17 protein-coding genes are annotated in these 21,663 nt (G+C 58.4%); 11 read left to right on the top strand and 6 right to left on the bottom strand.

Annotated elements, in window-relative coordinates:
• Positions 1–66: 66 nt before the first annotated feature.
• Both entD and ACS0RQ_RS20085 read right to left on the bottom strand, forming a co-directional pair.
• On the bottom strand, positions 67–729 hold the full coding sequence (entD, locus tag ACS0RQ_RS20090) for an enterobactin synthase subunit EntD (protein ID WP_271850164.1): 663 nt from the start codon (positions 727–729) through the stop codon (positions 67–69).
• A gap of 50 nt (positions 730–779) precedes the next feature.
• The gene (locus ACS0RQ_RS20085) at positions 780–3,035 is read right to left on the bottom strand and encodes a TonB-dependent siderophore receptor (RefSeq protein ID WP_271850163.1); all 2,256 of its coding nucleotides are present in this window, start codon (positions 3,033–3,035) and stop codon (positions 780–782) included.
• A gap of 251 nt (positions 3,036–3,286) precedes the next feature.
• On the opposite strand from ACS0RQ_RS20085, the gene fes reads away from it, so the two are divergent.
• Genes fes through entF form a run of 3 tightly spaced genes read left to right on the top strand, consistent with a single transcriptional unit; the run spans position 3,287 to position 8,621 of the window.
• Positions 3,287–4,507, top strand: coding sequence for an enterochelin esterase (gene fes, locus ACS0RQ_RS20080; protein ID WP_499079230.1), 1,221 nt, complete (start codon positions 3,287–3,289; stop codon positions 4,505–4,507).
• 24 nt (positions 4,508–4,531) lie between these two features.
• Positions 4,532–4,735, top strand: coding sequence for an MbtH family protein (locus ACS0RQ_RS20075; protein WP_271850162.1), 204 nt, complete (start codon positions 4,532–4,534; stop codon positions 4,733–4,735).
• Positions 4,736–4,745: 10 nt separating this feature from the next.
• Complete coding sequence (entF, locus tag ACS0RQ_RS20070; protein WP_271850161.1) at positions 4,746–8,621, top strand: enterobactin non-ribosomal peptide synthetase EntF; 3,876 nt, start codon at positions 4,746–4,748, stop codon at positions 8,619–8,621.
• A gap of 88 nt (positions 8,622–8,709) precedes the next feature.
• Here the strand turns inward: entF and fepC are convergent, their stop codons facing one another.
• Genes fepC through fepD form a run of 3 tightly spaced genes read right to left on the bottom strand, consistent with a single transcriptional unit; the run spans position 8,710 to position 11,500 of the window.
• Positions 8,710–9,510 carry an iron-enterobactin ABC transporter ATP-binding protein gene (gene fepC, locus ACS0RQ_RS20065; RefSeq protein WP_271850160.1) on the bottom strand — a complete coding sequence of 267 codons (801 nt, stop codon included), beginning with the start codon at positions 9,508–9,510 and terminating at the stop codon, positions 8,710–8,712.
• Positions 9,507–10,457, bottom strand: coding sequence for an iron-enterobactin ABC transporter permease (fepG, locus tag ACS0RQ_RS20060; RefSeq protein WP_420372483.1), 951 nt, complete (start codon positions 10,455–10,457; stop codon positions 9,507–9,509). Before fepG ends, fepC begins: the two co-directional genes overlap by 4 nt.
• A gap of 38 nt (positions 10,458–10,495) precedes the next feature.
• Positions 10,496–11,500 (bottom strand): Fe(3+)-siderophore ABC transporter permease, encoded by a 1,005-nt coding sequence (gene fepD / locus ACS0RQ_RS20055; RefSeq protein WP_271850158.1) that lies wholly within the window; start codon positions 11,498–11,500, stop codon positions 10,496–10,498.
• Between the two features lie 110 nt (positions 11,501–11,610).
• Here fepD and entS point away from each other — a divergent pair, with 110 nt between their 5' ends.
• Positions 11,611–12,867: an enterobactin transporter EntS gene (gene entS / locus ACS0RQ_RS20050; RefSeq protein ID WP_271850157.1), complete on the top strand. Its 1,257-nt coding sequence runs from the start codon at positions 11,611–11,613 to the stop codon at positions 12,865–12,867.
• 66 nt (positions 12,868–12,933) lie between these two features.
• On the opposite strand, the gene fepB is transcribed toward entS, so the two are convergent.
• Entirely contained in the window at positions 12,934–13,857 is a 924-nt protein-coding gene (gene fepB / locus ACS0RQ_RS20045) for a Fe2+-enterobactin ABC transporter substrate-binding protein (RefSeq protein WP_420372495.1), read from the bottom strand.
• Positions 13,858–14,080: 223 nt separating this feature from the next.
• Here fepB and entC point away from each other — a divergent pair, with 223 nt between their 5' ends.
• The 7 genes from entC to ACS0RQ_RS20010 all read left to right on the top strand — a co-directional run bounded on the left by entC (position 14,081) and on the right by ACS0RQ_RS20010 (position 21,612).
• A complete protein-coding gene (gene entC / locus ACS0RQ_RS20040) occupies positions 14,081–15,256 on the top strand; it encodes an isochorismate synthase EntC (RefSeq protein ID WP_271851257.1) in 1,176 nt (391 codons plus the stop codon).
• 9 nt (positions 15,257–15,265) lie between these two features.
• On the top strand, positions 15,266–16,876 hold the full coding sequence (entE, locus tag ACS0RQ_RS20035; RefSeq protein ID WP_110295796.1) for a (2,3-dihydroxybenzoyl)adenylate synthase EntE: 1,611 nt from the start codon (positions 15,266–15,268) through the stop codon (positions 16,874–16,876).
• A gap of 12 nt (positions 16,877–16,888) precedes the next feature.
• Positions 16,889–17,740: an isochorismatase gene (locus ACS0RQ_RS20030; protein ID WP_334633581.1), complete on the top strand. Its 852-nt coding sequence runs from the start codon at positions 16,889–16,891 to the stop codon at positions 17,738–17,740.
• Entirely contained in the window at positions 17,740–18,486 is a 747-nt protein-coding gene (entA, locus tag ACS0RQ_RS20025; RefSeq protein WP_271851256.1) for a 2,3-dihydro-2,3-dihydroxybenzoate dehydrogenase EntA, read from the top strand. The genes ACS0RQ_RS20030 and entA overlap by 1 nt, the downstream gene beginning before the upstream one ends.
• Positions 18,487–18,900, top strand: a complete 414-nt coding sequence (gene entH, locus ACS0RQ_RS20020; protein ID WP_041852183.1) for a proofreading thioesterase EntH — start codon at positions 18,487–18,489, stop codon at positions 18,898–18,900.
• 307 nt (positions 18,901–19,207) lie between these two features.
• Positions 19,208–21,313 carry a pyruvate/proton symporter CstA gene (cstA, locus tag ACS0RQ_RS20015; RefSeq protein ID WP_334633577.1) on the top strand — a complete coding sequence of 702 codons (2,106 nt, stop codon included), beginning with the start codon at positions 19,208–19,210 and terminating at the stop codon, positions 21,311–21,313.
• A 101-nt stretch (positions 21,314–21,414) separates the two neighbouring features.
• Complete coding sequence (locus ACS0RQ_RS20010; protein ID WP_041852181.1) at positions 21,415–21,612, top strand: YbdD/YjiX family protein; 198 nt, start codon at positions 21,415–21,417, stop codon at positions 21,610–21,612.
• Positions 21,613–21,663: the final 51 nt, after the last annotated feature.

Here is a 21,663-nt window from a genome sequence, read left to right as displayed (position 1 = left end):
ACGATAAAACGGCAATGCTGAACTGTCTATGGTTTGTGCAGCAAATTTCTTAAAAGGAGAAAACGATCACGATCCTGTGGGAATACCGCTCACCAGCGTCAGGATCTGTTCTGCATGAGAAATCCATGCAATATCGACGCACATACCTGCGTGATAGCGACTGAATTGCGCATTGATGCGCAGGGTGAGTGATCCGTCATTCAGGGCAATGAGCTGCGCGCTATGGAAGCCGGGAAAGGGAAAAGCAAGGGTGGAAAAGGCTTTGAAAAGACTCTCTTTTGCGGAAAAAGCAAGCGATAACCCCAGTTCAAAGGGAAGCGAAGCACACTGTAGTAATGCGTATTCTTCGGCATTCACGATGCTTTCGGCGATCTCTTTACTCAGTTGAGGAGAGAGTACGCTCTCAATATCCACGCCGACACAGGCAGATGAGACAACCGCGACCGCGGTCTGCCCGGCATGGCTGATGCTGCCGTAAAGTCCGGCGGGCCAGAGCGGTTCGCCGCCAGCCCCGATACCCGGCACGGCCTGATGACCATAATTTCGCAGGGCATGCACGGCGGCAATCCGCCCGGCCAGATGTTCGCTTTTACGCTTGCGTCCGGCGTTTGCTAAGCGGTCATGGTGGGGTAGCCACAAAAGATCGCGCTCTGCAAAGCTTGTGAGGTCGAAAGTGATGAAATGGACCGGGTGGGAATGAAGGGTAAGCGTGGAGTGAAGGATATCCATATTTCGCCTTACGCCCGCCCTCTCCCCGCAGGGAGAGGGAAGGTTAGTGCTTAAAAGTGGGTATTGATACCCATATACCAGGTGCGACCGGACTCGTTGTAGGTATTGGCACCAGCGCCGTACATCCAGCCGGTAGTGCCGCCGGTGCTCTGCGCGTTACCCATACGCCAGTGACGTTTATCAAAGACGTTGTCGACACCGGCGGTCAGGCTCACGTATTTGTTCACATCCCAGGTACCGCTCAGACCAACGATGCTATACGGGCTGACTTCGTCCTTAGCAGAACCGGTCACCGGGTTACCCTGGTAGTCATATTTCTTCGGCTGTTGTTTGCCGTACCAGGTGAAGGTGGACTGCACGGAAACATCCTGCACAACCTGCCAGCTCAGCGTTGAGTTGAGGGTATATTCAGGGATGATCGACAGACGTTCGCCGGTGGTTTTATTCTTACTTTGCAGCATGTAAGTGACGTTGTTGCTCAGGGTTACCGTGTCGGTGACCGGAATGTTCAGCGTCCCTTCCAGGCCTTCAACGACCGCTTTAGGTACGTTTTCCCACTGATAGATATCGGTTTTGGTGCTGCCGACTTTGGTCTGGCTTAACGGTGAATAGCCCGCTTCAATCTTGTTGCGGTAGTCGTTACGGAACCAGGTCACGCCCGCCAGCCAGCCTTCATGTTTGAACTCCAGACCAATCTCTTTGTTGATGCTGGTTTCCGCTTTCAGGTCGTCGTTACCCATCATGTAGCAGCCCACGCCGGTGCCGCTGGCGTAACAGCCCTGACCCTTACTGTACAGAATGTAGTTCGGGTTGGTCTGGTACAGGCTCGGCGCTTTATACGCACGGGCGATCCCCATTTTCAGGGTAAAGTCATCACCCAGACCTTGAGACAGGTTCAGCGACGGGCTCCAGTTGTTGCCGACCACTGTATGGTGATCGAAACGCAGACCGGGCGTCAGCATGGTGGTGTCGGTCACTTCCATATTATCTTCGGCGAAGACAGAGAAGATTTCCGCGCTGGAGTAAGGGCTACGGCCCGTGCTGGCGAAACCGGAAATCGGACCGCCCTGCAGCGCCTGGGTGTTGGATGCCATATCCTTCATCCGCTGCTGGTTCCATTCGGTACCGACGGTCAGGTTCTGGTTGATCAGCAGGTCAAACGGCACGCTCACTTCGCTGTGCAGCATCACGTCTGCCAGATCGATATCTGAGAAATGGTTACTGTTGAACAGGCCTTCCAGCCCGCCCGCCAGCCCTTCGCCGAGACGCGAGTTGCGGGTGTGCTCATACTGTGCCCAGTTATTGGTGGTCACACCGTTATCCCAGCCGCCCGTCCAGTTGATGGAATAGTTCTGGCGATAGAGGCGGTTGGTCTCCTTGCCGTAGTTTTCCTTCACGTAGTTGTTGGTGCTGCTGTCGTTGTTGGTGTTCTGGGTGTCGCCCGCGTAGAGGTTCCCCTGGCGGCTGTAACCGGCCTGGAACTCCAGCGCTTGTCGCGGCGCGAAATCCCAACGCACGACGCCGTTTATATCTTTGTTCTCCACCCCTTCACGCCCTGCGGCCATAGTGTTGGAGTAGATACCGGTACGTTCAGACTGGTGATCCTGGTTAATGTCCCAGGCATCGGCCTGCGTTTTATTCAGGTTACCGTACAGACGGAAGCTGAAATCGCCGCCCAGCGGGCCGCTCAGGCTAAAGTCGGTACGTTTAGTCGCGCCTTCATCTTTGTGCTCCGGTGCGTTGAAATAACTGTTCCACGAACCGTGCCATGCCTGATCGGTCGATTTTTTGGTGATGATATTCACCACCCCCCCCGCAGCACCATTGCCATAACGCGCAGCGGCCGGGCCACGAATAACCTCAATACGTTCAATCATGTCGGCCGGTACCCAACTGGTATCGCCACGAGTATCACGCTCACCGCGCCAACCCTGACGAACAGAGTTACGGCTGGTGACCGGTTTTCCGTCGACCAGGATAAGGGTGTTTTCCGGCCCCATCCCACGGATATCAATCTGGCGGTTGTTACCACGTTGACCGCTGGTAGAGTTACCCGTCAGGTTAACGCCGGGCATGGTGCGGATGATTTCGGAAACGTCACGTGCGGGTGGGTTTTTGCGGATCTCATCAGCGGTAATGGTTGATACCCCTGGCGCCTGCAGATTTTGCTGCGCGGCGGTAACCACAATGGTGTCATCATTACTGGCTGTCTCGTTGGTCGTCGTCTCTGCCGCGAAAGCGGGTAAAGCCACGCCGTAAATTCCCAGATTGACCAATAAGGTCAGGGAACGCATTTTGTTTTTCATTGTTTTTCCTGCTTTTCTTGCCGTATTCCCGCGCGATCCATCCCCAGACGGGTAAGAAACACGGCACGCCATTGCCATTCATTTGCGAAGGGGGCTCATCCTGAGAAAATCCGCAAAAGATGGCATTGTGATTATGAAAGACGCGCTCGCCAAAGCGCGACAATACGCTATTGCAAATGAAAATAGTTATCAATAATATTATCAATAATTGTTAATCTGCAAGCAAAAATTTCCACAGTGAATGTGAGGTTATGGCGTTGGCATTGATAGCGGGAAGCGAGGCCTGGTGGAAGGCAAAAACGGGGCCAGAATGGTGTCTGGAAAGTGATGGAAATTATCAGGTTACCTTCTGGTGGCGCGACCCGGCGGGTACCGAAAACACCTCCAGCACTACCCATGTCTGGATCTATATCACTGGCGTCACTGACCACCATCAGCAGGCGACGCCGCAGTCGCTGGCGCGCATTCCCGGAACGGATGTCTGGTGCTGGCAAACGCAACTGGAAGCAGGGTGGCGCGGAAGCTATTGCCTGATCCCCTCCGATCGCGCTGACGACTTCTCGCCGCAGGTGTTTGCCCAATTGCAGCCGGATCGTATGGCACTGCGCGAAGGCTGGCGCAAACTGCTGCCACGCGCGATTGCCGATCCGCTTAACCCGCATTGCTGGCGTGGCGGGCGAGGCCATCCCGTATCGCCGTTGGCGATGCCCGGTGCTCCGCATCAGCCCGGTTGGGATCGGCCTGATGCCGTATACAGCCCGGCGACGGTGATGAGCTGGCATAGCCAACGCCTGAATAACCATCGCCGCGTGTGGGTTTACGCCACCGGCGATGACCCGAGCGCTGAGCGCCCGCTGGCGATACTGCTCGACGGTCAGTTTTGGGCCGAAAGCATGCCTGTCTGGCCCGCGTTGGCAGCCCTTACCGAACAGGGTTTATTGCCGCCTGCCGTCTATCTGCTCATCGATGTAATTGATACCACCCACCGCAGCCAGGAGTTGCCCTGTAATCCCGATTTCTGGCTGGCGATTCAGCAGGAATTATTACCGCAAGTGCAGGCGATAACTCCCTTTAGCGATGACGCTGGCCGCACGGTGGTGGCCGGGCAGAGTTTTGGCGGTTTGTCAGCGCTCTATGCCGCCTTGCACTGGCCGCAGCGTTTTGGCTGCGTGCTGAGTCAGTCGGGCTCCTTTTGGTGGCCAACGCGCGACGGCCAGCAGGATGGCCTGCTTATCGAACAACTCAAACGCGGCGAACTCTCAGCTCACGGGCTGCGTATTGTGCTGGAAGCCGGGGTACGCGAGCCGATTATTTTCCGGGCTAATCAGGCCCTTTATACCCAATTACAACACACACAGCAGACGGTTTTCTGGCGTCAGGTTGACGGCGGACATGATGCGCTTTGCTGGCGCGGCGGGCTGACCGCAGGGCTGATGACCCTCTGGCAACCTTTGACACGCGCGGCGCAATAAGCGCAATTACGACAGGAGCCTGGTATGGAATGCAGCAATCCCTTCGATAATCAGCAAGGGCAATTTTTTATTCTGCAAAACGCGCAGCAGCAGTTCAGCCTGTGGCCACAGCAGTGCGCGCTTCCGCAAGGCTGGCGCGTGGTATGCCAGCCCGCCTCGCAGGAGGTGTGTAACGCCTGGCTCAACGCCAACTGGCAGAGTTTAACCCCGGCGCATCACGCCTGCTAAGGAGACGCGAATGACCACACGTTTACCCCTCGTGGCCGCGCAGCCGGGGATCTGGATGGCAGAAAAACTCTCCACGCTGCCCAATGCCTGGAGCGTGGCCCATTATGTGGAGCTGGACGGCGAACTGGACGCACCGCTACTGGCGAAGGCCATCAAAGAAGGCCTGGCCCAGGCTGATACTTTGCGTATGCGCTTTACAGAAGACAATGGCGAGGTCTGGCAGCAACTGGACGATGATAGCGTGTTTGCCCTGCCGCAGATTATTGATGTTCGCCATCATGCCGACCCGCATGCGGCCGCGCTGGCATTAATGCAGACCGATCTCGCGCAGGATCTTCGCGTTGACAGCGGTAAACCGCTTTTTTGCCATGTGCTTATTCAGGTCGATAACCATCGCTGGTTCTGGTATCAGCGTTATCACCATCTGCTGGTAGATGGCTTTAGTTTCCCCGCCATTACCCGCCAGATTGCCGCTATTTACCGTGCCTTACGTGCGGGTAACGCCATTCCCCCGACACCTTTTACCCCCTTTGCCGGGGTGGTGGACGAATATCAACGCTACCGGGAAAGCGACGCCTGGCAGCGTGACAAAGTCTTCTGGGCGGAACAAAAACGCACCTTACCCGCACCGGCTTCCCTGTCACCTGCGCCACTGCCGGGCCGTGCGGCGACGACCGATATTCTGCGTTTGACATGTCGCCTGGATACCGCCGCATTCCGTCGCCTGACCCAGGCGGCGAACCAGTGCCAGTCAGCCGATCTGGCACTGGCGCTGGTGGCGTTGTGGTTAGGCCGACTCTGTGGGCGGCTGGATTATGCCGCCGGGTTTATTTTTATGCGCCGGATGGGCTCAGCGGCGCTGACCGCAACCGGGCCAGTGCTCAATGTGCTACCGCTGGGCGTGCATATTGAGGAGACGCAAACCCTGGCAGAACTGGCCAGTGCCCTTGCCGGGCAACTGAAAAAGATGCGCCGCCATCAACGTTACGATGCCGAACAAATCCAGCGTGATGCCGGACGCGCTGCCGGGGATGAGCCGCTCTTTGGCCCGGTGTTTAACGTCAAAATGTTCTATTACCTGCTGGATATTGACGGGATTGCCGGGCAAACCCATACACTGGCGACAGGCCCGGTCAACGATCTGGAGATTGCGCTCTTTCCGGACGAAGAGGGCGGCCTGACGCTGGACGTGCTGGCTAACCGCAGCCGCTACGATGAACGCGTGCTCAATCACCATGTCGCCCGTTTACACAGCCTGCTGAGCCAGTTTGCCGCGGACCCGACGCTGCGCTGCGGTGAGGCGCAGTTGATCTCCATTGATGAGTGGCAGAGCATCGAAAAAATTAACGATACCGGCATGATGTTGCCAGCCACAACGCTGAGCCAACTGGTGGCCGAACAGGCGGCAAGAACGCCGGATGCTCCGGCGCTGGCCGATGCGTGCTGGCAATTAACCTATCGGGAGATGCGTGAGCAGGTGGTGGCGCTGGCGCAACTTCTGCGTGAGCGCGGCGTTAAACCCGGCGACAGCGTTGCCGTCGCGTTACCGCGCTCTGTGTTTTTGACGCTGGCGCTGCACGGCATTGTTGAAGCCGGGGCTGCCTGGCTGCCGCTCGATACGGGTTATCCGGATGAGCGGCTGCACATGATGCTGGAAGATGCCAGGCCGCGTCTGCTTATCACCTCTGATGACCAGCTTTCACGTTTTCGTGGTCTGCCTGGCCTGACTCACCTTTGCTACAGCGCACCGCTGGCGGTGACGGGCGGCGAACCCCTGGCGCTGTCCCGCCCGGAACATACCGCGTATATCATCTTTACCTCGGGGTCTACCGGGCGACCAAAAGGGGTGATGGTCGGGCAGACCGCTATCGTCAACCGTCTGTTGTGGATGCAAAACCACTATCCGCTGAACGCGCAGGACGTCGTGGCGCAAAAGACGCCGTGCAGCTTTGATGTCTCCGCGTGGGAGTTCTGGTGGCCGTTTATTGCCGGCGCGCAACTGGTGATGGCGGAACCGGAAGCACACCGCGATCCGCAGGCGTTGCAGCGCTTCTTCGCCCGTTTTGGCGTGACCACCACGCACTTCGTGCCGTCCATGCTGGCTGCGTTTGTTACATCGCTGACGCCAGAAACGGCGCAAGCAAACTGCCGCACATTGAACAAGGTATTTTGCAGCGGCGAAGCGCTTCCGGCGGCCCTGTGCCGCGAGTGGCAACAACTGACCGGCGTGCCTTTACATAATCTTTATGGGCCTACGGAGGCCGCCGTTGATGTGAGCTGGTATCCGGCGTTTGGCGATGCGCTGGCGGCGGTGAAGGGCAACAGCGTACCGATTGGCTACCCGGTGTGGAATACGGGTCTGCGTATTCTGGACAGCATGATGCAGCCGGTACCGCCGGGCGTGGCGGGGGATTTGTACCTGACCGGTATTCAACTGGCGCAAGGCTATCTGGGGCGGCCGGATCTTACCGCCAGCCGCTTTATCGCTGACCCCTTTGCGCCCGGCGAGCGTATGTATCGCACCGGTGATGTGGCGCAATGGCTGGAGAATGGTGCGGTGGAATATCTGGGCCGCAGCGACGATCAGCTAAAAATTCGCGGGCAGCGTATTGAGCCTGGAGAAATAGACAAGGCATTACAGACACTGACAGATGTCGCGCAGGGCGTCGCCCATGCCTGCGTGCTCAATCAGGCGGCGGCAGGCAATGGTGATGCGCGCCAGTTGGTGGGCTATGTGGTCTCAGAGAGCGGTCTGCCGCTGGATCTCACCGCGCTGCGCGAGCAACTGAGTACGCAGCTACCGCCGCATATGGTGCCGGTGGTGCTGCTGCAACTCGGCGAGCTTCCGCTGAGTGCCAATGGCAAGCTCGACAGAAAAGCGTTGCCTCTGCCTGAGCCCGCGCGTGAGCAGGTCGGTCGGGCGCTGAATCCGGGCGTGGAAACGCAGATTGCACAGGCTTTTTCCGCGCTGCTCGGCTGCGAGGTTCAGCACGCGCAGGCCGATTTCTTTGCCCTCGGCGGCCACTCTTTGCTGGCGATGCGTCTGGCTGCACAACTGAGCCAGACGTTTTCGCGCCCGGTGACGCCGGGGCAGGTTATGGTGGCCTCAACGGTCGAGAAACTGGCGGTCTTGCTGACGCAGACGCAGGCCGATAGCCGGCTTGGTCTGCAAACCCTTCTGCCCTTGCGCGATGGCGACGGGCCGGTGCTGTTCTGTTTCCATCCGGCTTCTGGTTTTGCCTGGCAGTTCAGCGTGCTGGCGCGCTATCTCTCGCCGCGCTGGGCGATTATGGGTATCCAGTCTCCGCGTCCTGATGGGCCGATGCAGCAGGCCGCGACACTGGATGAGGTGTGCGAACATCATCTTGCGACACTGCTTGCACAGCAGCCACACGGGCCTTATCACCTGTTTGGTTATTCGCTGGGCGGTACCCTGGCGCAGGGGATTGCCGCCCGGCTGCGGGCGCGTGGGGAAACGGTCGCATTTTTAGGGCTGCTGGATACCTGGCCGCCGGAGACGCAGAACTGGGCGGAGAAAGAGGCCAACGGGCTGGATCCTGCCGTGCTGGCGGAAATCGAGCGCGAGCGACAGGCGTTTCTGGCGGCGCAAAAAGGACAGGCCTCGACGGAACTGTTTGCCGCGATTGAAGGTAACTATGGCGATGCGGTACGTCTGTTGACCACGGCCCACAGCGCGAAATTTGACGGTAAAGTGACGCTCTTTGTTGCCGAACGCACGCTGACGGCGGGGATGGATCCTCATAAAGCCTGGTCGCCGTGGGTGAGTGAACTGGAGGTTTATCGTCAGGATTGCGCCCATGTGGATATCATTTCCCCGCAGGCGTTTGAAGCGATTGGCCCGGTTGTGCGGGAGCTGTTGGGGTAGTTGTAAGGGAAATGTCCCCGGTGGCGCTGTCGCTTACCGGGGCTACGGTGGCCGCCCGGATAAGGCGAAGCCGCCATCCGGGACAGCATCAGAGCGAACGTCGTCCCAGCGGCACCACCAGCGGCGTACCGGCGATCGGATCGTCAATAATCATACAGCGCAAACCGTACACCGCTTCGATAAGTTCCGCGGTCACAATCTCTTTCGGCGCGCCTTGCGCCACAATCTTGCCGTCTCGCAGGGCAATCAAATGGGTAGCGTAGCGACAGGCCTGATTCAAATCATGCAACACCGCCGCCAGCGTATACCCCTGCTCGCGGTTTAACGCACTGAGCAACTCCAGCAGATCAATCTGATAGCTGATATCAAGCCAGGTGGTCGGCTCATCAAGCAGCATGATCGAGGTCTCTTGCGCCAGCACCATGGCTATCCACGCGCGCTGCCGCTGGCCGCCGGAGAGCGTGTCCACACTCTGCAACGCCAGCGTGTCCACCCCGGTGGCGCGCATGGCGCGGGTGACCGCCTGCTCATCCTCCTGACGCCAGCGGGTAAACAGCGGCTGGTGCGGATAACGGCCACGGGCGACCAGCTCCTGAACGGTGATATCACCAGGCGTAGTGGCATTTTGCGCCAGCAGCCCGACACGTCGCGCCACCTCTTTGCTGGCGAAACGCTGGATCTGCTCGCCGTCCAGATAAACATGGCCTTTCTCTGGCGTCATCAGGCGGCTCAGGGTGCGCAGCAGCGTCGATTTCCCGCAGCCGTTCGGCCCAATAATCGCCGTGAAGTGGCCATCGGGAATCGAGACGCTCAGGTCTCTGGCGACAACTTTTTTACCGTAGCCCAGGGTTAACTGTTCGCCATGCAAACGGGCCTGAGTATCGATCATTTCTTGCGGGACTCCTGAATTAACAAGGCGATAAGGTAGATACCGCCAATGCTGACGGTGACGACGCCCACCGGCAACTGATAAGGGATAAACAGCCGTTGTGCGCAAATGTCCGCGGCCAGCAGGAGAAGGGCGCCGCAGAAGGCCGACTGTGCAAGGCCCCAGCGTGTGGTGGCGCTGATACGCCGGGCAATATGCGGCGCGACGAGCGCGATAAATGAGATAGGCCCGGCAAGTGCCGTGGCCGAGGCGGTCAGCACAACGGCCACCAGCATCAGCAGCAGGCGCGAACGCTCCACGCTCACGCCAAGGGCGCAGGCGCTGTCATCCCCCATCTCCAGCAGTCGCATACGGCGGGAAAGCAACGCTGCGCCGATAAACATCAGCAGAATAAACGGCGCAGAGGGGAAGGTTTTGGCCCAGGTCAAACCATTAAGCGACCCCGCATTCCACAGCCCGGCAGTAAGCGAGGTTTCCAGCGAGGCCTGTAAAATCAGCCAGGTGTTAAAAGCCATCAACATCGCCCGTACCCCGATGCCGACAATAATCAGGCGGAAGGTTTCAATGCCGTTGCGCCACGCCAGCGACCAGACGATGAACGACGTCAGAATGCCGCCCGCCATAGCGGCGAGCGTAATCGCCGTCAGATGCTGACCAAAAAACACCATTGCCACCAGCACGCCACTCCATGCCCCGGTGTTAAAGCCCATTACATCCGGGCTGCCTAACGGGTTTCGCATCAGCGACTGAAATATAGCGCCGCTGACGCCCAGCGCGGCACCGATCAGCAGCGCCATCAGAACGCGGGGCAGCCGCCATTCGATGACCACAAGCTGCATGGCGGGCGGCGCACTGCCGGTGAGCGCATTAATGACCTGGCTGCTATCAAGCATCACCGCACCGTTGCGCAGACCCCAGAGGGCAAAGACCAGGCTTGCCAGCAGCATCAGCAGACAACTGATGATCAGACGACGGGACGGGGCGGTCACAGGCCACCTCCGCGCGTGCGGCGAACCAGGATAATCAGAACCGGTGCGCCAATAAAAGCACTAACAACCGACACGCGCAGCTCACCCGGCACCAGCAGACGGCCAATAATATCGGCAAACAGCAGCAGGGCAGGGGTGGCGATGAGGGTCACCGGCAGCGACCAGCGGTGATCGGCCCCCACCAGCCAGCGCGAAAGGTGCGGCATCATCAGCCCGATAAAGGCGATGGGGCCAACCACTGCGGTCGCGCTACCGCAAAGTACGGTGATGGCCAGCAGACCGGAAAGCTGCGTGCGTGCCACTTTGCTGCCAAGCGCGGTCGCGGTATCGCTGCCCAGATTGAGACTGTTCAGCGCTCGGCTGGAGATGAGCGCAATACTTGCAGCCAATAGCACCGGCAGAAGCACAATTTTCACAGTTTGCAGGGTGCGAATGTCCAGTGACCCGGCCTGCCAGAAGCGCAATTGATCGTAGACATCGGCGTTGAGTAGCGAAATGCCGCTGGAAAGCCCTTCGAGCACGGCAGCCAGCGCCACACCCGCCAGCGTCAGACGTACCGGGCTCAGTTGCCCTCCGCCCTGGCTGCCAGTAAAGGCCACGATCAGCGAAGCCATCAGTGCGCCACCAAAGGCCAGCGCCAGTTGTTCAACGGGGGATGCGGCGCCAAATAAGGCCGCACCCAGGACAATGGCGAAACTGGCCCCGGCATTTACGCCCAGCAGGCCCGGATCTGCCAGCGGGTTGCGGGTGAGGGTTTGCATCAGCGCGCCCGCCAGGCCCAGTGCGCCGCCCGCGAGTAATCCGGCCAGGGTGCGTGGCAAGCGTGCGTCGCGAATAATGGTGCAGTCTGCGCTCTGGCAGGTGCCTGTCAGCGCATCAACGATCACGTTGGCGGGCACCGTTTTTGCACCGACCAGCATACTGAGCGCCATTGCCACAATAAGCAGTATCAATAGCCCGAAAAGCGTGAGAGCACGCCTTGAGGAACGAGGAAGCGACATAAAACATTCCTGACTTGATAATGATAGTAATTATCGTTATCGATCTTGTTTGCTTATGTTACCATGCACGCCCTGGAATGGATAAAAAAAGATTGCCTTAAGGCGTTGTAATGAACCAACAATCCCGGCTGCTGAATGTAAGCCTTCTGAAGACGCATCCGGCCTTTCGTGCCGTGTTTCTTGCCCGTTTCATCTCAATCTTATCGCTGGGTTTGCTGGGCGTTGCCGTCCCGGTACAGATTCAGGCGATGACCGGTTCAAGCTGGCAGGTGGGCCTGTCCGTTACCCTGACCGGCGGCGCGATGTTCGTTGGATTGATGACGGGCGGCGTTCTGGCCGACCGTTATGAACGCAAAAGATTGATTCTGCTGGCGCGAGGCACCTGCGGCATGGGTTTTATCGGCCTGTGGCTTAACACGCAGTTGCCGGAACCGTCCCTGCTGGCGATTTATTTGCTCGGTTTATGGGACGGTTTTTTCGCATCCCTCGGCGTGACCGCGCTGCTGGCGGCAACCCCGGCGCTGGTCGGGCGTGAGAATTTAATGCAGGCCGGGGCGATCACCATGCTGACGGTGCGCCTGGGTTCGGTGATTTCCCCGATGTGCGGCGGCCTGTTGCTGGCAACGGGCGGGGTGGCCTGGAATTACGGGCTGGCGGCGGCAGGGACCTTTATCACCCTGTTGCCGTTACTGAGTTTGCCTGCGTTGCCGCCTCCGCCACAGCCGCGTGAACACCCGCTGTCTTCGCTGGTGGCGGGTATTCGTTTTTTGTTCAATAGCCCGCTGATTGGCGGTATCGCGCTGCTCGGGGGCTTGTTGACCATGGCCAGCGCCGTGCGCGTGCTGTATCCCGCACTGGCCGTTGAGTGGCGCATCCCGGCGGCGCAACTTGGCGTGCTGTATGCGGCAATCCCGCTTGGCGCGGCGACAGGCGCGTTAACCAGTGGGCGGCTGGCGCAACATCCGCGCCCGGGCCTGTTGATGTTGGGCAGTAGCGTGGGGGCGTTTGTTGCTATTGGGTTATTCAGCCTGATGCCTTACTGGGTGCTGGGCGCGGCGTTTCTGGCCCTGTTTGGCTGGCTGAGTGCGATCAGTTCACTGTTGCAGTACACGTTGATTCAAACGCAAACGCCGGAAGCAATGCTGGGGCGTATCAACGGTCTGTGGACGGCGCAAAACGTCACGGGCGATGCGATTGGCGCGGCAGTCCTGGGCGGGCTTGGGGTTGTGATGACGCCTGCGGCCTCGGCGAGTAGCAGTGGTTTTGTGCTGGCGATGGTGGGTGTGATGCTGGTGCTGACGTTGCGCGAATTACGTCGGTTTCGCCAGATTCCGCTGGTTTCCCCGGATGGCGGCGCAGGCGCCTGATCCGGGCTACGCGCCTGGAAAGCGATACGTAGCCCGGCTAAGCGAAGCGCCAGCCGGGAGGGCGTATTAGCCAAACAGCGCGGACAGCCGCGCTAATACCCGCGTTGCACTGTAGTAATCGAGACGGAACGTTTCGGCCCCCAGCGCATAAACACGCTTGTTCTGAACCGCGCCCAGATGGGCAAGCAGCGGGTTGGCATTCAGCGCGTCAGCATCTTTTTGATCGCTGGCGAACAGGAACAGCGCTTCGCCGTTCAGACCGGCCGACAGATTTTCACCGCCCAGTTGCACGATGTCATGACGTTTACCCTGGCTTTGCAACGTCTGCAATCCTTCCGGCAGCGGTGCGATCGCAAAACCCAGTTGTTGCAGAAGCTTGCCCTGGGCGGATTCCGTGGTCCACAGATTCGCACTGTGCGCCGCCGGCGTATAAACCAGCGCATTAACCGGCTGCGGCGGCAGTTTTATGTGCGCTTTAACATCGGCCATTTGCTTATCGAACTCAGCAATACGGGCAGCGGCCTCTTTTTCCTGGCCGGTGATTTCACCCAGTTGGCTAAGCAGGGCCTGCCAGCTTTTATCGTCGTAATTGATGACCAGGGTCGGCGCAATGGTCGAGAGCTGATCGTAAAGCGATAACGCAGAGTCACCGCCGGTGGCGCTGATCAGAATCAGATCCGGCATCTGGGCGGCAACGGCTTCGGCATTCGGCTCGCCAATATAAATACGCGCGACATTGCGCGATTTTGCGACTTCGCCCCACTGGCGTAAAAAGCCCTGATCGTCGGCGAATCGGTTGTTCGGCGTTGTAGCGCCGCTGGCGATAACCGGGGCATCGATAGCCAGCAGAGAACCCGTTAGCGTCACGCTGGTGGAGACAATACGCAGAGGTTTGTGGTCGAGTGTATGGCTGCCTTTGCTATCAGTCACCTGACGCGGCCAGTCGGCGGCGGTCGCTGCGGAAAGTCCGAAAACAAAAATACCCAACATGATAAGGGCCTTACGGCAAGAGAAAGGGAGTCTCACGAAGTCACATCCTGTTTTTGTTGAAGTTAATGCTTCTCATTTTCATCATTGCGCATGATGGATGCAAGCGTTAGTCACAAGGGAGTTGGGCGCACCAGTTGACATGTCGGTTCATTACCTTTAGCTTACCGAACCAAAATTCAAATGATAATCATTCGTAATATATTTATCATTTTTGGAGGATGATATGGATACGTCATTGGCTGAGGATGTACAACAGGCTGCGAAAACCCTGGCGTCGGAGCAGTTCTTCTTTATGTCGCCGTTTCGCAGTTTTATGACATCGGGTTGTTTTGCCCGTATCAGTGAACCGGCGGTGGAAGGGGATGACCCGGACAGCACGTTTCAACAGAAACTGGCGCAGGCTTTTGCTGATGCCAAAACGCGGGGCATTGCCAATCCGGTGGTTGTGGGGGCCATCCCTTTTGATACTACCCAGCCGTCTGAACTGTTTATTCCCGCTTCCTGGCAGACCTTTTCGCGCCCGTCTAAGCAGCGCTCCTCCCGCTATTTCTCCGGGCACGACATGCCTGACGTCACCAGACGTACGGAAATTCCGCCGCAGGATGTCTTTATGGATATGGTTGCCCGTGGGGCCGCGCTGACCGCCACACCGGAGGTGGACAAAATAGTCCTCTCGCGGCTGATTGATATTGCCACCGATGCGCACCTCGACAGCGGCATCCTGCTGGAGCGCCTGATAGCCCAAAACCCGGCGAGCTTTAACTTTCATGTTCCGCTGGCGCAAGGAGATGTGTTACTGGGCGCAAGCCCGGAACTGTTGCTGCGTAAAGAGGGTGATCAATTTAGCTCTCTGCCGCTGGCCGGGTCGGCGCGACGTCAGCCGGATGACATGCTGGATCGCGAAGCGGGCAACAGACTGCTGGCCTCGGAAAAAGACCGTCATGAACATGAGTTGGTCACTCAGGCGATGAAAGCTTTGCTGGCGCCACGCAGCCGCGCTTTGAGTCTACCGGATTCCCCACAACTGGTTACCACCCCGACGCTATGGCATCTGGCGACGCCAATTGAGGGAACCGCGCTACCGGGTGAAAACGCCCTGACGCTCGCCTGTTTGTTACATCCCACGCCTGCACTGAGCGGTTTTCCGCATCAGGTGGCGAAAACGCTGATTGCCGGGTTAGAACCCTTTGAGCGCGAACTGTTTGGCGGCATTGTCGGCTGGTGCGACGCCGAAGGTAACGGCGAGTGGGTCGTGACTATCCGCTGCGCGCGCATTCACGAAAACCGCGTTCGGTTATTTGCCGGTGCGGGCATTGTCCCCGCGTCGTCACCGGCGGCGGAGTGGCGCGAAACCGGCGTCAAGTTGTCCACCATGCTGAACGTTTTTGGCCTGCATTAAGGAGCGATGATGACCATTCCCTTTACCCCCTGGCCGGATGAATTCGCCACGCGCTACCGTGAAAAAGGTTACTGGCTGGATGTGCCGATGACCGACATACTGACCCGCCATGCGCAAAGTGACGCGGTGGCCGTAATTGAGGGTGAGCGCAGTTTTAGCTACCGGCAGCTTCATCAGGCTTCTGACAATCTGGCAAGCGCGTTACAGGCGCAGGGTATTCAGCGCGGCGAAACGGCGCTGGTACAGCTTGGCAATGTGGCTGAGTTTTACATCACCTTCTTTGCGCTGCTCAAAATCGGCGTTGCCCCGGTGAATGCGCTGTTCAGCCACCAACGCACGGAGCTTAACGCCTATGCCGTGCAGATCAAACCAGCATTGCTGATTGCCGACCGTGCGCATGCGCTCTTTGCGACCGATCAGTTCTGGCAGGATTTCACCGCCGAACATGCATCGGTGCGCGTGTCGCTATTTCTTAATGGCAGCGGTGAGAAGTCGCTGACGGCGGCGATTGAATGCCCGGCAGATACCTTTATCGCCACGCCGACACCGGCCGATGAAGTGGCCTTCTTCCAGCTTTCTGGCGGCAGTACCGGCACGCCGAAGCTGATCCCTCGTACCCATAATGACTATTACTACAGCATCCGCCGTAGCAACGAAATCTGCGGGATTACGGCAGATACCCGTTACCTCAACGCACTGCCCGCCGCCCACAACTATGCGTTGAGCTCCCCAGGCTCGCTGGGGGTGCTGTTGGCGGGCGGCTGCGTAGTGCTGGCGAATGATCCCAGCGCCCCGCTCTGCTTCCCGCTCATCGAAAAGCACCGCGTCAACGTTACGTCGCTGGTACCGCCTGCGGTCAGCCTGTGGTTACAGGCGATTGCCGAAGGGGCCGACAAGGGGCAACTGGCTTCGCTCAGGCTGCTACAGGTGGGGGGGGCGCGTCTGTCTGCCACGCTGGCGGCACGCATTCCCGAGGAGATGGGCTGCCAGTTACAGCAGGTCTTCGGCATGGCGGAAGGGTTGGTGAATTACACCGCGCTGGACGACACGCCGGAGCGCATTTTCAACACCCAGGGCCGCCCGATGTGCCCGGACGATGAAGTCTGGGTGGCCGATGAAAACGGTCATCCGCTGCCGCGTGGTGAAGTGGGGCGCCTGATGACGCGCGGGCCGTATACCTTTCGGGGCTACTTCAATAGCCCGGAACATAATGCCAGCGCCTTCGATGCCAATGGCTTCTACTGCTCCGGCGACCTGATTTCTATTGATGACGCGGGTTACATCACCGTGCAGGGGCGCGAAAAAGATCAGATCAACCGGGGGGGCGAGAAGATTGCCGCCGAAGAGATTGAAAATTTACTGCTGCGCCACGAGGCGGTGATCCACGCCGCGCTGGTCAGCATGGAAGACAGCCTGCTGGGGGAAAAGAGCTGCGCGTATCTGGTGGTCAAACATCCGGTACGGGCGGTGGAGATCCGTCGTTTCCTGCGTGAACAGGGTGTGGCGGATTTCAAACTACCGGACCGCGTTGAATGCCTGGCGGCACTGCCGCTGACCCCGGTAGGCAAAGTAGATAAGAAACAATTACGCCAGACGCTGGCAGAACGCGCCCAGGCGTAACGAGGAGAAAAGATGGCCATTCCCAAACTGACCGGCTACGCACTGCCAACCGCGAATGATATCCCGGATAACAAAGTGCAGTGGGCCTTTGAACCTGACCGCGCCGCCTTGCTGATTCATGATATGCAGGAGTATTTCCTCAATTTCTGGGGCGATAATTGCCCGATGATGGAAAAGGTGGTCGCCAATATCGCCGCGCTGCGCCAGTTCTGTAAGCAGCACAATATCCCGGTTTATTACACCGCTCAGCCAAAAGAGCAGAGTGATGACGATCGCGCGCTACTCAACGATATGTGGGTGCCGGGGTTGACCCGCTCGCCAGAGCAGCAACGGATTGTGGCGGCGCTTGCCCCGGACGAAGCCGATACGGTGCTGGTGAAGTGGCGTTACAGCGCCTTTCACCGTTCGCCGCTGGAGCAGATGCTGAAAGAGACCGGGCGTAATCAGCTCATCATAACGGGCGTATACGCCCATATCGGTTGTATGACGACTGCCACTGATGCCTTTATGCGCGATATCAAGCCCTTTATGGTGGCCGATGCGTTGGCGGATTTCAGCCGCGAAGAGCATATGATGTCGCTGAAATACGTGGCGGGCCGCTCCGGGCGTGTGGTGATGACCGAGGCGTTACTTCCGGTGCCCACCAGCAAAGCGGCGCTGCGCGCATTGATCCTGCCGCTACTGGATGAATCTGACGAGCCTTACGATGATGAAAATCTGATTGATTACGGGCTGGATTCCGTACGCATGATGGCGCTGGCGGCGCGCTGGCGCAAAGTGCATGGCGATATCGATTTTGTGATGCTGGCGAAAAACCCGACCATCGATGCCTGGTGGGCGCTGCTCTCTCGCGAGGTCAACTGATGGACTTTTCAGGGAAGACCGTCTGGGTGACCGGAGCCGGAAAAGGCATCGGTTATGCCACGGCGCTGGCGTTTACTGACGCGGGCGCGCAGGTAACGGGGTTTGACCAGGCTTTTGACGGTGAACACTACCCTTTTACCACCGAGATACTGGACATTGCCGATGCAGAGCAGGTCTCGCGGGTCTGCTCTCGTATGCTGGCGCGGAATGCGCGGCTGGATGTGCTGGTCAACGCGGCGGGCATTTTGCGTATGGGGGTAACGGATGCGCTTTCGCAGGATGCGTGGCAGCAGACTTTTGCCGTCAACGTTGGCGGGGCGTTTAACCTGTTTCAGGCGACCATGGCGCAGTTTCGCCAGCAGCGGGGCGGGGCGATTGTCACCGTGGCCTCCGATGCCGCGCACACACCGCGCATTGGCATGAGCGCTTACGGCGCGTCGAAAGCGGCGCTGAAAAGTCTGGCATTGACGGTGGGGCTGGAGCTGGCCGCCAGCGGCGTGCGGGCGAATCTGGTCTCACCTGGCTCTACCGATACCGATATGCAGCGTACTTTGTGGACCAGCAGCGATGCGGAACAGAAGCGTATCGCCGGCTTTGGCGAACAGTTCAAGCTGGGTATCCCGCTGGGGAAGATTGCCCGCCCGGAAGAAGTCGCCAGTACCATTCTGTTTCTGGCGTCTGACTATGCCAGCCACATCACGCTACAGGATATCGTGGTGGATGGCGGCTCGACGCTGGGGGCATAAATGATCTGGAAGCGCCGTTTAACGCTTGATGAACTCAATGCCACAAGTGTCCGCACGCTGGTCGGCCATTTAGGGATTGTCTATACCCGCCTGGGTGATGATGTGCTGGAAGCCGAAATGCCGGTGGATGCCCGCACATATCAACCTTTTGGTTTGCTGCACGGTGGGGCTTCCGCCGCGCTGGCGGAAACGCTGGGGTCGATGGCCGGCTATATGATGACTGTCGATGGTCAGTGTGTGGTGGGGACGGAGCTTAATGCCACCCATCACAGGGCGGTGTCGCAGGGTAAAGTGCGTGCCGTCTGCCAGCCGCTGCATCTGGGCCGTCAAAATCAAAGCTGGGAGATTGTGGTGTTTGACGAGCAGGGACGGCGCTGCTGCACCTGCCGTTTAAGCACCGCGGTGATCGGGTAGCGAGATTGCCCCTTGTCCTAATCATGGCCTGAAGTGGACTGGAGCAGGTTTTCTCCCTCGCCCCTTTGGGGAGAGGGCCGGGGTGAGGGGAACAGGCCGCACCCTTCTCCCAAATCCAAACCCGCTTCCTCCTCTCATTCTTCTCCCCCCATACTCATTCAAATACGCCCTATAAGTGATCCCCGTAGCACACTGAAATAAATGCCCGGATTGATAGCGAAATTCCAATGTTTCAATGTTGTTAAAACACGCAAAGTGTTCTAGAAACAAAATGTAACATCTCCTTTTACGCACACGGATAATCGCTATGAATAACTCAGGGAAATACCTTATTTGGGCATTGCTCTCCGTTGTCGGGGCGTTTGCTCTTGGCTACATCGCGCTTAATCGCGGTGAGCAGATCAACGCCTTGTGGATAGTCGTTGCCGCAGTTTGTATCTATCTGATTGCCTACCGTTTTTATGGTTTATATATTGCCAAAAACGTGCTGGCCGTCGATCCGGGTCGGATAACGCCCGCCGTGAAATACAACGACGGGCTCGATTACGTCCCGACGGATAAAAAAGTGCTGTTTGGTCACCACTTTGCGGCAATCGCCGGGGCAGGGCCGCTGGTGGGTCCGGTGCTGGCAGCCCAGATGGGCTATCTGCCGGGGATGATCTGGATCCTCGCCGGGGTGGTGCTTGCCGGGGCGGTACAGGACTTTATGGTGCTGTTCGTCTCGACTCGCCGTGATGGACGTTCATTGGGTGAGTTGGTCAAAGAGGAGATGGGGCCAACGGCTGGGGTTATCGCACTGGTGGCGACCTTTATGATCATGGTGATCATCCTGGCGGTGCTGGCGATGATCGTGGTGAAAGCACTGACCCACAGTCCGTGGGGAACCTACACCGTTGCCTTTACCATTCCACTGGCGATTTTCATGGGGATCTACATCCGCTACCTGCGTCCTGGACGCATTGGTGAAGTCTCCGTCATTGGCCTGTTTTTCCTGATTTTCGCGATTATCTCCGGCGGATGGGTGGCGGAAAGCCCGACCTGGGCCCCGTTCTTTGATTTCACCGGGGTACAGTTGACCTGGATGCTGGTGTGCTACGGCTTTGTGGCCGCCGTACTGCCGGTCTGGCTGCTGCTGGCACCGCGTGACTACCTTTCCACCTTCCTGAAAATTGGCACCATCATCGGTCTGGCGATCGGCATTCTGATCATGCGCCCGACCCTGACCATGCCTGCACTGACGAAATTCGTTGATGGCACCGGCCCGGTCTGGACCGGCAACCTGTTCCCGTTCCTGTTTATCACCATCGCGTGCGGCGCGGTGTCGGGCTTCCATGCGCTGATCTCCTCTGGTACCACACCGAAAATGTTGGCGAACGAAGGGCGGGCCTGCTTTATTGGTTACGGCGGCATGCTGATGGAGTCGTTCGTGGCCATTATGGCGCTGGTGTCGGCCTGTATCATCGACCCGGGCGTCTACTTTGCAATGAACAGCCCGATGGCGGTACTGGCACCTGCCGGGACGACCGATGTGGTGGCCTCTGCCGCGCAGGTGGTCAGCGGCTGGGGCTTTAGCATTACCCCGGACACGCTGAAACAGATTGCCACGGAGGTGGGCGAGCAGTCGATTATCTCCCGTGCGGGCGGTGCGCCAACGCTGGCAGTGGGGATGGCCTATATCCTGCACGGCGCGCTGGGCGGCATGATGGATGTGTCGTTCTGGTATCACTTCGCGATTCTATTTGAAGCGCTGTTTATTCTGACGGCGGTGGATGCCGGTACCCGTGCCGCACGCTTTATGCTACAGGACTTGCTGGGGGTGATTTCACCGAACCTGAAACGCACCGACTCGCTACCGGCAAACCTGATTGCGACCGCGCTCTGCGTACTGGCCTGGGGTTACTTCCTCCATCAGGGGGTGGTCGATCCGTTGGGCGGCATCAACACACTCTGGCCGCTGTTTGGTATTGCTAACCAGATGCTGGCGGGCATGGCGTTGATGCTCTGCGCGGTTGTACTGTTCAAGATGAAACGTCAGCGTTACGCATGGGTGGCCCTGTTGCCCACGGCCTGGCTGCTGATTTGTACCCTCACCGCTGGCTGGCAGAAAGCGTTCAGCCCGGACAACAAAGTCGGCTTCCTGGCGATTGCTAATAAGTTCCAGGCGATGATCGACAGTGGTACTATTCCGGCACAGTACACCCAGTCACAGCTTTCCCAGTTGGTGTTTAACAACCGTCTGGATGCCGGGCTGACCATCTTCTTTATGGTAGTGGTTGTGGTGCTGGCGTTCTACTCGGTGAAAACGGCGCTGGCGTCGCTGAAGATCGACAAGCCAACGTCACAAGAGCGTCCGTATGAGCCCATGCCGGAAAATCTTGATGAGATTGTGACTCAGGCGAAAAGCGCACATTGATTAACCTTTACCGGGAGGCTGCGAGGCTTACCGGTTGATGCACTTATCCTCCCTCTCCCCTCAGGGGAGAGGGGCGGGGTGAGGGGAAAACGTGAGGCAGTATGTTCGACACCCTTTCTAAAGCAGGAAAATACTTAGGCCAGGCCGCCAAAATGATGATTGGCGTGCCGGACTATGACAACTACGTTGAGCATATGCGTATCACTCATCCTGATCAGACGCCAATGACCTATGAAGAGTTTTTCCGCGAGCGGCAAGAAGCACGTTATGGCGGCAAAGGCGGGGCGAAGTGCTGTTAACCCTCCCCCTGTTCCTGCTTACTGTCATAAACGTCGGCCCGTTCTTCACGG

Source organism: Phytobacter diazotrophicus (genome assembly GCF_052061655.1).
GTDB classification, from domain to species: domain Bacteria; phylum Pseudomonadota; class Gammaproteobacteria; order Enterobacterales; family Enterobacteriaceae; genus Phytobacter; species Phytobacter diazotrophicus.
Note: the sequence above shows the minus strand (reverse complement) of the source record. Positions and strands in the feature narration are given on the sequence as shown.